Genomic DNA, 15514 nt, shown 5'->3' with positions numbered 1-15514 from the left:
GTGTTAGGTGCCAGGTGTCAGGGATCAGGAATAGAGGCAGATTGACGCCAAGGTGTACAGGAGTTGTAGATTTGAGTAGGGTAATGAGCAATCGGCATTGGCAATGGGTAATGGGCTACCGTCCCCAAAGGATAGGCTACTGACCCATGACCGATCCTCTACTCTAAGGTGAATTACACCAAAGTAGGAATGTTCTCTGACACATTATAGGGAGACGCTTCAATTCGGCATCCCAAATATGCCAAAGTGTAGAGTTCTTGCAAGTCATGAATCATTGGATAGCGAGGGTTTGCACCTGTACACTGATCATCAAATGCCTGCTCTGCCATGGATTCGACCTTGCTATAGAAACTTTGTTCCTCCTCGGGTAGGGTTTCTTTAATCGTTTGGGGGATCTCAAGCTGGCGTTTCAAATCTTCGATCGCCGCTACTAAGCGTTCCACCTTCTCATCGGGCGTGTTACCACCAAGCTTGAGATGATCGGCAATTTCGGTGTACCGTTCCTTCGCGTGGGGATACTTGTACTGGGGAAAAATCGCTTGCTTGAAGGGAACATCTGTTGCGTTGTAGCGAATTACATGGGAGATCATCAGTGCATTCGCCAAGCCGTGGGGAACGTGGAATGTTGAACCTAACTTGTGCGCCATTGAGTGGCAGATGCCCAGGAAAGCATTGGCAAATGCCATGCCTGCGATCGTGGCGGCGTAGTGAACTTTTTCCCGTGCTTCTGGATCCTTTGCGCCATTGGTATAAGCCCTGGGCAAATATTTGAACAGAAGCGCGATCGCCTCCAGTGCCAGTCCTTCCGTAAATTCGGTTGCCAGCACCGAAACGTAGGATTCTAATGCGTGCGTGAGCGCATCAATTCCACCGTATGCCGTCAATTTCTTGGGCATGTTGAGCACCAGTTCTGGATCAACGATCGCCATATTTGGAGTTAGCGCATAATCGGCTAAGGGATATTTGATCCCAGCTTTTTCATCCGTGACCACAGCAAAAGGTGTCACCTCTGATCCCGTTCCCGATGTGGTAGGAATTGCCACTAGCAGAGCCTTTTGTCCAAGGGGTGGCAACCCATACACCCGTTTGCGAATGTCCATAAACCGAGTTGCCAAGCCATCAAACTCGACTTCTGGATGCTCATACATCAACCACATCACTTTTGCAGCATCCATTGGCGATCCACCCCCGATCGCAATAATCACATCTGGCTGATAACTTCTAAGCAACTCCAATCCCTTATTCACATTCGCCAGTGTTGGATCGGGTTCGACATCATGAAAGACATCATGTTTAACTCCAATTTCATCAAGAACGGTCGTTAATTTAGCAACCAGTCCCAAATCAAACAATGGCTTGTCTGTAATAATAAATGCTCGTTGCTTACCAGCTAATTCCTGTAACGCAACTGCCAGACAACCATACTTGAAATAGATCTTCGGTGGTATCCGGAACCACAACATATTCTCCCGTCGTTCTGACACGGTTTTGATGTTGAGCAGATGGCTGGGAGCTACGTTATCTGAAATTGTATTCCCACCCCAGGTGCCGCATCCCAGCGTCAAAGATGGATCCAGTTTGAAGTTGTAGAGATCACCGATCGCCCCCTGCGAAGACGGAGTATTAATCAACACGCGCGATGTTTTGACCGAATTTTTGAAGTAGCTAATGTCATTTAAACAAGCGGGATTGATATACAACACCGAGGTATGCCCCTGTCCACCAAATTCCACCAGTTGTTTGGCTTTTTGAACCGCATCCAGGAAACCGTTAGCCCGGTACATTGCCAGCACAGGAGACAATTTTTCGTAGGAAAACGGCTCACGGGTGCCAATCTCCTCTACTTCCGCAATCAACACTTTTGGGAGTGTGCAGGGTAAGGGATTTTGGGTTTCGGTTTCCTGGCGGTGCTTACCCTGATATTCCAGGCACACCAAACCAATGCCTGCCAATTGGGCGATCGCCGCGGCAGATTGCCCCACAATTGCCGGATTTAGATGACCATCTTTTAACAACACATTACCAACCTGCACGGTCTCTTCCGGTGAAAGAAAGTAAGCCCCTCGATCAATGAATTCTTGTTTCACCTCGTCATAGATTGAATCGAGCACAATCACTGACTGCTCTGAGGCGCAGATCATCCCGTTGTCAAATGTCTTGCTGAGTAAAATAGAACTCACTGCCGTTTGAATATCTGCCGTTTCATCAATTAGCGCCGGTGTATTGCCCGCCCCCACGCCCAGGGAAGGATGCCCCGATGAGTAAGCCGCTTTGACCATTCCCGGTCCCCCCGTTGCCAGAATTAGCTTAATGTCGGGGTGCTGCATTAACGCCTGGGATAGCTCAACGGTTGGTTCATCAATCCAACTGACCAGATGTTCCGGTGCCCCTGCGGCGATCGCCGCTTCAACCACCACTTTTGCGGCGGCAGCGGTAGAGCGTTTGGCACGGGGGTGGGGTGAAAAGATAATCGCGTTGCGCGTTTTCAGCGCAATCAAGGCTTTAAAGAGAGTGGTTGAGGTGGGATTTGTGACTGGGATAATACCTGCAATCACTCCAACTGGTTCAGCGACTTTTTGTATCCCAAAGGATTTGTCTTCCTCAATCACACCGCAAGTCTTCTCATGCTTGTACTTGTTATAAACATATTCTGAAGCAAAGTGATTCTTGATTACTTTGTCTTCGACGATTCCCATTCCCGTTTCTTCTACAGCTAATTTTGCCAACGGAATCCGAACCATATTCGCAGCCAGTGCAGCTTGTTTAAAAATATGATCGACTTGCTCTTGAGAATAGGTAGCATACTGTTCCTGTGCGACCTTAACTTGTTGAATCAGCGTTTCGAGTTCTTGAAGATTGGTAATTTTCATGACTGACCCTATACTGTGAATAATGCAATCAAAACTCAGACAACGTTGATACCTCGACTACGGAAGATTGCCTGGGCAGCCTGTACCTGTTCTGCGGTGGGAGGTTCTGTATCCTTAAGCTGGTATTCATAGCCCAGTTGCTGCCACTTATATTCGCCCATCTTGTGAAAGGGTAAAACTTCTACTCTTTCTACATTGTTCAAAGCTGACACAAAATTTGCTAATCCTTCTATGTTGTAGGGTGCGTCAGTCAGCCCAGGGATTAATACAAACCGAATCCAGGTTGGCTTATGGATAGTGTTCAGATAATTGGCGATCGCTAGTGTCGGTTCCAGGGAAACACTGGTGACTTTGGCGTAAATCTCAGGATCAAAGGATTTGATGTCCAACAGCACGAGATCGGCTTGCCCAATCACAGGTTTTGCCAATTGCAAATCACAATATCCAGAGGTATCCAGCGCCGTGTGAATACCCAATGCTTGACAGCGCTTAAAGATCTGCGTGACAAAGTGAGGTTGATACAATGGCTCCCCACCGCTAACCGTGACTCCACCCCCAGACGCTTTCATGTAGGAGGTATATTTCTGAATCTCCTCGATCAATTCATCAACCGTAGTCTCCTTACCGTTCTCTAAATAGCGACAATCAGGATTTGAACAATAAAGACACCGCAGAGGACAACCTGCGGTGAAGATAACAAACCGAATTCCGGGACCGTCTACCGTGCCACAGGTTTCAATGGAATGAATATAGCCCTGAGGCATTGTGGAATGTGAAATGTGGGTTGTGGAGACTTGCATTACTGCTGCTTTTAACCTTGAATTGAGCAGGTCTTTGGCTGACCTCACCTTAGGTTATAGGCAAAAAATGTGGGGAACTTGTGAGGAGGGTGCTAATTACAGCGATTTTTAAGTGAGTCAATCACAGTTGCAAGTGGATGGGTAGATGAGTGGCTGAGTGAATGGGTATCAGTAAAAATGGCTGTAAATGTTTTATTCTTTATGCCCGATCGCCCACAGATTTAGATGGTTTCGCTGAATTTCTACCCGGCTAAAGCCCGCTTCTTGTAATTTTTGGCTCAGACTATCTCCAGTAAATGCTGTGCGATGAGCCATATAGTGGTTGCCCTGGGCGATCGCCGTCCTCAAACCATAGAGAATGTCAATGGCAGAAATGGGTCCTACTGGCGATTCATACAGCGGTTCTTCCAAATTCCCCTGAGCAACTTGTTCTGCGACGGCTTGAATATCGGGTAAGGTAATCACGACTCTGCCGCCGGTTTTCAAGACCCGGTAAAATTCGTCTAGGGCAACTGGTACTTCATGGGGATAGACGTGTTCCAGATTGTGGGAAGAAAAAACCGCATCCATTGAGCCATTCGGAACAGCACTCAGATCGGTAATGGAGCCAATAATATCGGGTTGTACGGCTGGATTGATATCTAGCCGCACTTCACGCCATTCGGCTGTGCGAAAGGCTTGGGGAAGAGCCTCCGGATGATAGGGACCACATCCCACATGCAGAATTTGTTTGGTAGAAGAATCTAAATTTTGGGGTGATTCAACGAAGTCCGATTCTTCTTCCGCCAGTCGGATTTGGACGGTCTGACGGTAAAACTCCTCTAAACCCGTCACACAGGCGGTATCTTCAAACAGGTTACTGTGGGATTCACCAATTCGCTGGGCGATCGCCCGCCGCCATTCCGGTTCCAGCCCCAATCTGGCGGCAATCTCAATGTACTCTGCTTCGGTATGGGCGATCGTGTCCGTCACGCCGAGAAGCTTTAAGGCTCCGTAGGATTGGCGTCCCCGCATCAATTCCCCAGGGCAACAGACCACGGGCAGATTGGCGGCGATCGCCTCCAGGGTAGTGTAGCCACCCGAAAAGCTGAGCGTATCCAGAAATACATCCGCGCAGTCCAGTAAGCTGGCATACCCTTGCATATCTTGACCAGGTAAGAAAACACAATGGTCATCCATTGCCAGCCCAGCGGTGGCAAATGCCCGTTGCAACCGTTGGCGAAACTGTTGCTCAATCCCAGACGGAGTCCTATTTTTTGCCGTAGAGCGAAGAATGAACACGATTTTCGCCTGGGGCACCCGACGGGCAATCTCAGCCAGTAAATAGTCATGTTGGGGCAAATATTTAAAGATTAATTGGCAGGAAAGATACAGCACGGCATCCTCCGGCAAGCCAAAATCTGCCCGCGTTTTAGTGGGTTTGGGTAGTTGAGTTTTGGGATAGCAAAGCCCAATATTGGGCAACCGCACCAGTTTCTCGCTGTAGTGTTCCTGGGCGTTTTCTGGCTCCATCAACTGACTGGATAGATAGTAGTCAATGGTGGGTAAACCAGAAGTTACCGGATGTCCCCAGCCACTACACTGCACAGGAGCCAGCCTTAAGCTGGCAAGCGTCCCCACCTTGACCCGTGTTCCCAATGCCAGAAACACCAGAATATGAAGCTGATCGGAACGAATCTGCTCCCAGATCGCTTCCAAATTGCTGGGTAATTGGTAAAAAACATCACTCAACAATCGGAACTGCTCACTGCGCAAATCGGAAGTAGAGTCCAGGCTGTAGCAGTAAATTTCAAACTGACTGCGATCATGGTTTTTCAACCAACCTGCTGCCCAACGGGTTTCACTATTATTTCCCAGGGACTCTGCCACATAGCCAATCCGAATTTTGCCCTGGTTACTCAGAGGCGGCATAGGTAAAGATTTCACCAGTTCGGGATAGCGATTTGCCATTAATTGATGACGCAACTGACCACAGGTTTCATAAACAGAGCGATCGTTAAACCCCTGGTAGCTGAGGTAGAAGTTGGTAAAGTTTTGCAGGGTTTCAAACTGAAGCGGTGCTTCCTGGCTATTCTGCGGTTGCAGCCACGCCTGCATCAGATGGTATCCTTCCAGGCAGCGTTTCCGATAAGCTTCCAGTTCTTCCGGCGACTGGTACAGAATGGGCAAAGCCAGCCTGGGTGCAATTTGCAGAAAAGCGTCTTCAGGACGCAGTTGGGCAGCCCGTTCTCCACACTGAATGACTTGCTCTGTCATGCCACAGGTTGAGTAGCAGTCGTAGAGAACCAGGCACTTCATGTAAGTGTCCAACTGGTCAATCGAAAAGTGGGCTTCAAACTGTTCAATTGCCTGCTCAAAGGCACCCTGATGGTAAAGCGAGTAAATCAGACAAAAGACTGCCTGGTTCAGGTCATTCACCGCCCGATATGCCTCAGACAATTTTTGCCAGATACCAGGGTCTCGCTGGTTCAGATCCGCCGCCTTGCGATATTCCACGATCGCCGCTTGCCATTGCTCCTGTTGCATCAGCACATTCCCCAGGTTGGCATAGGCGGCACCCGACTGGGGCGCAACGGCGATCGCCCGTCGAAACAGCGCTTCCGCCTCAGTCAAATTTCCCTGATCTGCCAGCAGTTCTCCCAGCCGATTGAGCGCATCCAGATAGGTGGGTTTCAGCGCGATCGCCCGTTGATAGGCGGCTATTGCCTCATCCCCCCGCCCTAACCGCTCCAACACCAGCCCCGCAATCTGGTAGGGGGTGGCATTGTGAGGATCTAACTGAAGAGAGGTGTGGAGTGCATCGAGGGCAGTGGGGTCTTCACTAATCAGATAGCGCACCATGCCCAGATTTTGCCAGACTTCGGCATTGCTTCCGTCATACAGCAAAATTTTCCGATACAGTCTTTCCGCGCTTTCCAGTTGCCCCTCAACCACAAGTTGGGCAGCTTCACGGCGCAGGCTCTTTGCACTCAGACGTTGTTGCTGTTGTTCCAGGGAGTGCATTGCCTGGATAACGGCTCCCTCCTGGGACTGCACCCTGCTTGATAACTCTGGATCGGCGTTTGCCGCCCAACTCAACAGCAGAATGCCACAGCCAAAAGCCGGATGTCCAGCCTGTTTCGACAAATCTAGCAACAGTTGTGCCTGGGGATGGGTTGCCAAAAAATCCCAGGCTGCTTGCCGCACCGTTTCTAAATCTGCCTGCCCCAGAACAATCAATGCCTGTTCTGCCAGAAACGGTTTGACCTGCAATAGCCCTAACAGTTGCGATCGGTAGTCCGCTGCCCCGTTATAGAAATACACTCCAATCCGATCCACTAATCCAGTGGCACCCAGATCTGCAAAAAATTCTTCCGTATCCTGGGCACAGAAATAAACCTGTTCTTGCAGATCAAACGCAGTCAAGTTTTCTAGCAACTGCTCTACCATTTCTCCCTGGGAATCCATACGGGTTGGGCTTTCTACCGCATACCCCAGGCGCTCGCCATGCCCAGACAAGGCACCAATCACATGGGTTCCCCACAGGCAACCAATTTCACAGTAAACCGCCTCTGGAGCCATCCAACCCACCGCTTCATTCAGTAACGGCACCACCGCTGCCGTAATGGGATTTCCCATTCGTTCTAGCAACGGCTGAAATTGAGAAGATACAGGACAAACTGAAGGCAGTCCCCAGTGTTGATATAAATGGGGTAAACGATCAACTAACTGCTGAAAGTCCATAGTTTGTATCGTCCTAATTCAGTTTGCTCAACTTGCTCAATCCATAATTCCCAAGAACTTGCTAAAAGCTTAACTGGAGACGTTCACGAATAGCGATCGCCACCATCCTGTTCTGTCTCTATCTTGCTCCATCCCCTATCTCCCCATCTCCCCATCCCCTCTTCACGCTACAACTGGATATAGCAGCAATTCCCCTTCAAGTGAAGGACATCCCATTGAAAGCCTGTCCGAAAAGCCTTAACTGCCAAAGCCCAGCACTAGACCTCGGAAGATTTCGGATAGGCTTTTAAGTAGGGCATCGGGTATTGGGTAGCAGTACCCTGTACTCTACACCTTGTACTCCAATGGGTGTGTGGGATGTAGCTCAATAGGAGTGAACTGCTCGCCTTCCCTAAATTGGCAAGAAGCAAATGATACAGCTTGCTCTAAGACAACTGTCGGTTCCCCCCGGACAGCGTGTATTACTAAAAAATATTTCCTGGCAGGAATTCGAGGCAATTCTGGAAGAATTGGGTGACCACCGAGGTTCTCGCCTGGCTTACGACAACGGCACGTTGGAGATGATGATGCCGCTACCTGAACATGAAGACAACAAGGAAATTGTGGGCGATTTACTAAAAGCCCTATTAGAAGAACTGGATATAGAATTTAGAACCCTGGGTTCCACCACCTTCAAAAATCAGCAGATTGCTCAAGGGCTGGAGCCTGATCAGTGCTTTTATATTCAAAATGAGATAACCATTCGCGGCAAAAAACGTTTAGATCTGGCAGTCGATCCCCCTCCTGATCTGGCAATTGAAATTGATATCACCTCACGCACCCATCTCAGTATCTATCAAGCCCTGAAGGTTCCTGAACTGTGGCGATTTAATGGGAACAAACTCCAAATCAATATTTTGAGAAATGGTGAGTACAGTGAGACAGAAGTAAGCCCCAATTTCCCTGGAATGCCATTGAAAGAAATCATCCCTCGCTGTTTACGAGAGAGCAAAATCTCAGGCAGAAATACCGTCATGAAGGCATTCCGAAACTGGATCAGAGCGCAACTTCAAACCCTTTAATGACGCAACCCTCTACACTCCCCATACAGCCCAACTCAAAACCCAAAACTCCCCTCTTCCCGCTTCCCCTCCCTCCCCCCTTTCACCCCAATGCCTACCCCCGTGCCCACTCTCGACTTCCTCTCCACCCCCGGAATCATTCTGGATGTCAGGAGTCCGGCGGAGTATGAGCATGGTCACATTCCAGGAGCAATCAGTTTTCCCCTATTTACGAATGAGGAACGGGCACAGGTAGGAACCTGCTATAAACAGCAGGGGCGAGATATAGCCGTGGAACTGGGATTGGCGATCGCCGGTCCCAAACTTGCCCAGTTTGTTACCCAGGCAAAACAGATTGCTCCAGATCGGGTCTTGCGAATTCACTGCTGGCGGGGCGGTATGCGCAGCGGTAGTATGGCATGGTTACTGGAAACAGCAGGTTTTCAGGTATCCGTGCTGGAGAAGGGTTACAAAGGCTTTCGCCAGTGGGTGCGGGAAACCCTGACAGTTCCCAAACCAATCATTACCCTGGGTGGCATGACGGGCACTGGTAAAACGGCTATCCTGCACACACTGGCAGAACAGGGAGAGCAGATTCTCGATTTAGAACATTACGCGAATCATCGGGGGAGCAGCTACGGTAATTTGGGGTTGCCTCCCCAGCCCAGCACCGAGCAGTTTGAGAATTTAACCGCCGTTGCCTGGGCATCTCTGACCCCGAACCGCCCGGTGTGGGTTGAGGCAGAAAGCCGCATGGTGGGTACCTGTCGCGTTCCAGATGAGCTATTTTCCCAGATGATGGCCGCTCCAGTCCTGCAAATTGAGCGATCGCGGGCGGAACGAATCGCCCTGTTGTTAGAAGTCTACGGGGTGATTGACCGCAACGAGTTGGTGATTGCCACCGAGCGGTTACGCAAACGGTTAGGCGGCGATCGGGTTCAAGCCGCAGTGGACATGATTGACCAGGGGAACCTGGCAGCCGCAACCGAAATAGTTCTGGACTATTACGATAAAACCTACCTTTACGACTTGAAACGACGCAATGTGCCCATTTATCCCATTCCTGTTTCTGGGTTATCTCCCGAAGAAATTGCGAAATTATTGATTCACACGTCAGAGCAACTCTGCCTGGAGCTAAGTACTCCAGAATTTGAAACTTTGAATGCGATCGCCACGTCGCCGTAGGCTGGGTTGAAGCTTTGTGAAAACCCAGCCTTTGTTGTTGCGTTGCACGATTTGAAATGATGGGGTTTCCCATGTCTATCCATCCTACGGGAGAGAGGACGATCACTTAAAGCTCCCCGGCTTCTTCGCTTAAACTGCCCAAAACGATTTAGAAGTTTGACCAGAAAGCGGGGATCTGGGGTACCGTCAGCATAATCCGCTGACTGCAATGGTTGGATTTAGGCGGCAGAGAAGTTTACGACACGCACGATCGCGGCTTCAAGGATGGGGTTAAGCCTGCGGCGGCTTTGCTAACGCTCGATTTTGCCATCCTTTTGTAAGTAATTGGGCAAAAAATCTTCCCTTGAGGAGACTTGCCCGATTTTCCAACGATTCTTGTTAATTGCTCAAAAAAACGCCTGGTTAAAATTAAATTCAGAGATACTAAAATGCTAACAAGTCAAGATAAAAATTCATTCACCGAGCGTTTGAGATAAGGATTGATCCTAATGCTAAAAAAAGCCCTGATTCCCTCAATGGCTCTGCTACCTCTGCTAGCAGCAGGTAACGCGCTGGCAGGTGCTAAAGCTACCCCGCAGGTGCCCCTTTCTGAATCTGTCACAATTATCGAGCGCACAAAGTGTCCTTTACTGGCACAGGCGATCGCTCAGGACCCTGTGGTTGCAGATGACCGAATTATTGGCAGAGTTTACAGCGTGATTGGGAATACAGTCATGATTGAGAAAGAGGACGGAACCACTGAGCATGTTTATCTGGATTGGTGGGAACGGGGACACATGGGACAACTGGTGGGCAAAAAAGTTGCTGTCAGGGATGTCTATTGCCGTCGGATTGATCTGGCTCCTCCCCCACCGCCCCTAGTCACACCAATTGAAGTTCCGGCATTGCAATTTACGCCAGCCTCGCCAACCGTGCCACCTTTAACTCCAAGACCTGCTGCCGAGCCTGCTCCTATTCAAGAACCTGTGGATATCGTTCCCCAGACCTGGTAGACATCATAAAATTGTAGATTTTTTGTAAGGAGGCGATGGTTGCGTGGCAGCGATCGCCTTTTTTGTTTTACAGTCGATTATGTAAAGATACATCGCCAATGGACGGTATGGTAAGCGGTTTAACCCGAAGTTCGCATAGTGCTAATTGGCTATCGTTTAACCTGCTTTCACCCTGCCTCAGTGCAGGCATTCTGTTATTTGCTTCCCAGCAGGCTACGGCACAAATCCAGATCCGAGAGTCCCTTGCTCCACGACCTGAACCCGAAAACCATATTCAAAAAGCATTAGAGGAACGGTCACCATCCCTGGAAAGACTGCCAACTACAGACAGTTCCTTGACGTACCCCCTTGCAATTTCTCCCCCACCCTTAGATTCCACCCTCCAGGAATTTCCTCCTTTTGAATTTCAGGATGGAAAGTCAACGCTGTCGATTGTCATTCCTCCAGACCCCAGCCTACATAAGCCTGCCGTTCCGCCCCTGGGCGACTCAACCTACTATCTCCCCATTGACACAGATGTCCTGGGTATGCGCTTGATTGTCAAACTAAGCAAGCGCCGGGTCTACCTCTACAAACGTGATCAGGTCATTGCCAGCTACCCAATTGCTATTGGCAAGACGGGCTGGGAAACTCCCGTAGGTGAGTACAAAGTATTCAATATGGAGAAAAATCCCATCTTCAAAAGTTTCAAGTCAGGTCGCGTTATCAAACCGGGTCCTGACAATCCTCTTGGTGTCCGGTGGATAGGCATTTGGACTGACGGCAAAACCCAACTTGGGTTTCATGGCACCAACGAACCTGAACTGATTGGGCATGCAGTTTCCCACGGCTGCATCCGGATGTTAAACAAAGATGTGACTGCGTTGTTTGATCAGATAGCGATCGGAACTCCGGTAAAAGTGGAAAAGTAGGGGGCAGGATAGGTGTTAGGTGTCAGGTGTCAGGTTGATTGCCTGACAAAAGTCTCCAAAAGTGCTTGCCTAGTACTCTTGAGAGTACTTGAGCGATAAGCCAGGAAATTGATTTCCTGGCGGATACCCCTGGTACTACCAAGATTTGTCAGTCAACCAGGTTTAATACTGAGTTTGCCGAACTGTGAAACCTGCTTAACAAAAGGGTTTTCTCCTTAACCTATCACCTAATATCAATTTTCTTTGAAGCTGCACAGAAGAAAGCCTAATAGACAAGGGGCTTAAGCCCCTTGTTAAGTGCAAACTCATATTGAACTGCTATAGCACCTAAATCACACAGTTCAAATCTCCCGCTCGTTGACTAAACCGCAGGTTTTCACGGTAGTCTACTGGGCAGTCAATCACCGCTGGAACGTCCTGCTCCAGGGCTTCCTTCAAAATAGGAATCAGATCGAGGCAAGACTCAACGCGGTAGCCCTTTAAGCCCATGCTTTCCGCCAGCTTAACAAAATCGGGATTGCCAAATTTGATGAAAGCTGAATGACCGAATTGATTTTGCTGCTTCCATTCGATCAAGCCATAGCCGCCATCATTAAAGATCAGCGTGACAAAGGGAGCGCCAACCCGCAAAGCCGTTTCTAGCTCCTGACAATTCATCATAAAGCCGCCATCCCCAGTCACCGCAACTACCCGCTGTTCAGGATGCACCAGTTTTGCCGCGATCGCCCCTGGAATCGCAATTCCCATAGCAGCAAAGCCATTAGAAATGAGGCAGGTGTTGGGGCGTTCACAGTGGTAGTGGCGTGCCATCCACATCTTATGGGCACCCACATCACAGATCACAATGTCCTCCGGTGCCATCACCTGGCGTAAATCATAGATGATTTTTTGAGGCTTCACTGGAAAGCCATCATCCTTAGAGTAATCGGTATAGTCATTGCGGATATCAGCCCGCAGTTCGAGGGCATAGGGATCTGGCTTATTCGTGCGATCGGCACGGTAAAGGATCTCCTTCAGAGAGTCGGCAATATCCCCAACCACCTCAACTGCTGGAATGTAACTACTATCCACCTCTGCGGGTGTCATCCCAATGTGGATGATGGGTATCGTCCCGCTGGGGTTCCACTTTTTCGGAGAGTACTCCACCAGGTCATAGCCAATGCAAATCACCAGGTCAGCCCGGTCAAATCCGCAGCTAATATAGTCGCGCTGTTGTAAACCGACTGCCCATAGAGATAAAGGATGGGTGTACCGAATCACCCCCTTACCCATAAACGTATTGGCAACAGGAATATTCAATCGGGTCGCGAATTCTGTCAGCGTTTCACTGGCTCCCGATCGAATTCCCCCATTGCCAACCAAAATCAGCGGATTCTCAGCCTGGGAGATAATTTCGGCGGCTTTCTCAATGCTTTGGAAGGAAGCAAAGCTTTTTTCCTTATTATCCTTGGCAAGGGGTTTACCAGGGGCAGGCATCGCTGCAATGTTTTCTGGCAGATCAATATGCACGGCTCCTGGTTTTTCTGCCTGGGCAATCTTAAACGCTTTACGGACAATTTCTGGTGTGTTGGTAGGGCGAACAATTTGAGCATTCCACTTAGTCACTGGGGCAAACATTGCCACCAGGTCAAGGTATTGATGAGACTCAATGTGCATTCGGTCAGTGCCCACCTGCCCGGTAATCGCAACCAGCGGTGCCCGGTCTAAATTAGCATCGGCAACGCCGGTCATCAGGTTGGTTGCCCCTGGACCCAGAGTTGAGAGACAAACACCGGCTTTACCCGTTAAGCGCCCATACACGTCTGCCATAAAGGCAGCACCCTGCTCATGGCGAGTGGTAATAAATTGAATTGAAGAATTGCTCAGTGCCTCAAGGACGTGCAGGTTTTCTTCACCTGGTAAACCAAAGACATAGCGAACTCCTTCATTCTCTAAGCATCGAACGAGCAGTTCAGCCGTATTCATTTCACCCATAACTTTCCCCTTCACAACAATGGTTAAGTTTGCCCTTTGGTTTCGCAACCCATCACATCAGCGCAAGCGCGATCGCCTGGTGCCTCTACCCAAAAATCGCGGCTCAGCTCTAATCTCTTCAACAACCAAATTCCAGGCTCTTTCAAAACTGCTACCACTCAGACTAAAAGCCTATCCGAAAAGCCTTAACCGCTAAAGCCCAACATTAAACCCCAAGAAATTTTTGGATAGGCTTTAACTATGAACCAATAATCTTTTTCTGTTGAAGACCAGAACACCATCTAAATTAACTTCTGTTACCCGCTTTGTAGAGAACTATTGGTGGTTTCTCAAAAGTTTCAGGTTCCTCTACTGCTATTTATCCCATTAGTTATCCCATCCATAGAGAAGAAATCAACCGTATCGTATGCTACATAATTTTCCTGACGCCATTGTTATGCATCGCTGACATAACATTGATAAATTCGGTTTCTATTTCACCCAAACCGTTTTGATATTGACAAATTCGTGCATTCCTTGAATTCCCAGTTCTCGACCGAAACCTGAGCGTTTGATGCCCCCGAACGGTAATCGTGGATCCGATTTGACCAGCCCATTGATAAAGACGGCTCCCGCATCCAGGTCATTGATGAACTGTTGCTGTTCGGCAGAATCATTTGTCCAGGCGCTGGCTCCTAAACCAAATGGGATGCTGTTGGCAATCTGAATTGCAGTATCCATATCGGACGCACGAAATAGCATTGCCACTGGACCAAAGAATTCCTCCTGGGCAATCGCGCTTTCCACTGGAATTGTCGCCAGGATGGTAGGTGGGAAAAAATTACCTTGCTGATCTAAGGGCTGCCCTCCAGCCAGCACTGTAGCGCCTTGCTCCACCGCCCTTTTCACCTGCTCCTCCAAATCCTTAAGAATGCCGGGAGTTGCCAGAGGTCCAATATCTGTCTCTGGCAGCAAGGGGTCACCCACCTTCAACGCCTGGTATTTCTTAATCAGACGGCTTTCAAACTGATCAGCAATGCTTTCCTGCACGATAAATCGCTTCGCGGCAATACAGGACTGTCCATTGTTCAGCATCCGGGCAGTAACCGCAGTGGAAACCGCCACATCCAGGTCTGCACTGGACATCACAATGAATGGGTCACTACCACCCAACTCCAGCACCACTTTCTTGATTTGCTTTCCAGCCGCCGCTGCCAGACTGGCTCCCGCTGGTTCGCTGCCAGTCAGGGTAGCTGCTTTGATGCGATCGTCTGCCATCAAAGGAGCCACTTTGTCCGCCCCAATCAGAAGAGTCTGAAACACCCCCGGAGGAAAGCCAGCCTGAAGAAAGATATCCTCAATTGCCAGGGCGCACTGGGGCACATTGGAGGCATGTTTGAGCAAGCCACCATTGCCTGCCATCAATGCTGGTGCTGCAAACCGGAACACCTGCCAGAAGGGAAAATTCCATGGCATAACCGCCAGCACCATGCCCATGGGTTGATACCGCACAAAACTGCGGCTGGCGTCAGTTTGAGCAGGCACATCCGCCAAAAACTGGGCAGCGTTTTCAGCATAGAAGCGGCAGACCCAGGCACACTTTTCCACTTCAGCGATCGCGGATTTCACCGTCTTTCCCATTTCCAGAGTCATCAGCTTGCCAAACTCTTCCTTCCGTTCCTCCAGAACTTTGGCAGCCTCATTCATCCAGCGAGAGCGCTGCTCAAACGAAATCTTCCGATACTGCTCAAACGCCTCCTGTCCTTTCTGTAACCGAATTTCAATTTCGGCATCGGTTAACGGCTCAAATGTTTTAATAACCTCGCCGGTCGCCGGGTTCACTGTAGCGATTCCCATTCCCGTCCTCCAGTCAAGCTAGACCTCTATTGTAGACATGGAGAATATTGAACGCACTCTAGCTACAGTATTTTGTAACTGAAGGAAGAGAGGGGAGGGGGAGGAAGTTGTTGGTTGTTGATGTTAGTTGTTGGAGGAGAGAGGGCGGCAGAGGGGCAGAGGAACGGAGGAGCAGAGGGGAGG

The 15514-nt window shown here is 49.4% G+C and carries 9 protein-coding genes; 4 read left to right on the top strand and 5 right to left on the bottom strand.

Annotation, left to right across the window (positions count from 1 at the left end; translation table 11 throughout):
• Positions 1-173 precede the first annotated feature (173 nt).
• The 3 genes from adhE to AC1S52_RS21625 all read right to left on the bottom strand — a co-directional run bounded on the left by adhE (position 174) and on the right by AC1S52_RS21625 (position 7393).
• Positions 174-2870 carry a bifunctional acetaldehyde-CoA/alcohol dehydrogenase gene (gene adhE / locus AC1S52_RS21635; RefSeq protein ID WP_482031114.1) on the bottom strand — a complete coding sequence of 899 codons (2697 nt, stop codon included), beginning with the start codon at positions 2868-2870 and terminating at the stop codon, positions 174-176.
• A 35-nt stretch (positions 2871-2905) separates the two neighbouring features.
• Positions 2906-3634, bottom strand: coding sequence for a pyruvate formate-lyase-activating protein (pflA, locus tag AC1S52_RS21630; protein ID WP_482031113.1), 729 nt, complete (start codon positions 3632-3634; stop codon positions 2906-2908).
• A 228-nt stretch (positions 3635-3862) separates the two neighbouring features.
• The gene (locus AC1S52_RS21625) at positions 3863-7393 is read right to left on the bottom strand and encodes an O-linked N-acetylglucosamine transferase family protein (RefSeq protein ID WP_482031112.1); all 3531 of its coding nucleotides are present in this window, start codon (positions 7391-7393) and stop codon (positions 3863-3865) included.
• A gap of 410 nt (positions 7394-7803) precedes the next feature.
• On the opposite strand from AC1S52_RS21625, the gene AC1S52_RS21620 reads away from it, so the two are divergent.
• From AC1S52_RS21620 to AC1S52_RS21605, 4 genes are all read left to right on the top strand, one after another.
• Positions 7804-8454, top strand: a complete 651-nt coding sequence (locus tag AC1S52_RS21620; protein ID WP_482031111.1) for a Uma2 family endonuclease — start codon at positions 7804-7806, stop codon at positions 8452-8454.
• Between the two features lie 90 nt (positions 8455-8544).
• Positions 8545-9618: a tRNA 2-selenouridine(34) synthase MnmH gene (gene mnmH, locus AC1S52_RS21615; RefSeq protein ID WP_482031110.1), complete on the top strand. Its 1074-nt coding sequence runs from the start codon at positions 8545-8547 to the stop codon at positions 9616-9618.
• Positions 9619-10106: 488 nt separating this feature from the next.
• Positions 10107-10610 carry a hypothetical protein gene (locus AC1S52_RS21610; protein WP_482031109.1) on the top strand — a complete coding sequence of 168 codons (504 nt, stop codon included), beginning with the start codon at positions 10107-10109 and terminating at the stop codon, positions 10608-10610.
• Between the two features lie 35 nt (positions 10611-10645).
• Positions 10646-11521, top strand: a complete 876-nt coding sequence (locus tag AC1S52_RS21605) for a L,D-transpeptidase (RefSeq protein ID WP_482031108.1) — start codon at positions 10646-10648, stop codon at positions 11519-11521.
• A 327-nt stretch (positions 11522-11848) separates the two neighbouring features.
• Here the strand turns inward: AC1S52_RS21605 and AC1S52_RS21600 are convergent, their stop codons facing one another.
• Together AC1S52_RS21600 and AC1S52_RS21595 are read right to left on the bottom strand one after the other, a co-directional pair.
• Positions 11849-13495 (bottom strand): acetolactate synthase large subunit, encoded by a 1647-nt coding sequence (locus tag AC1S52_RS21600; RefSeq protein WP_482031107.1) that lies wholly within the window; start codon positions 13493-13495, stop codon positions 11849-11851.
• Between the two features lie 471 nt (positions 13496-13966).
• On the bottom strand, positions 13967-15331 hold the full coding sequence (locus AC1S52_RS21595) for an NAD-dependent succinate-semialdehyde dehydrogenase (RefSeq protein WP_482031106.1): 1365 nt from the start codon (positions 15329-15331) through the stop codon (positions 13967-13969).
• Positions 15332-15514 lie beyond the last annotated feature (183 nt).

Source organism: Kovacikia sp. CALU 1929, assembly GCF_056784235.1.
The sequence above is the reverse complement of the archived record's forward strand: the minus strand, read 5'-3'. Positions and strand labels throughout refer to the sequence as shown.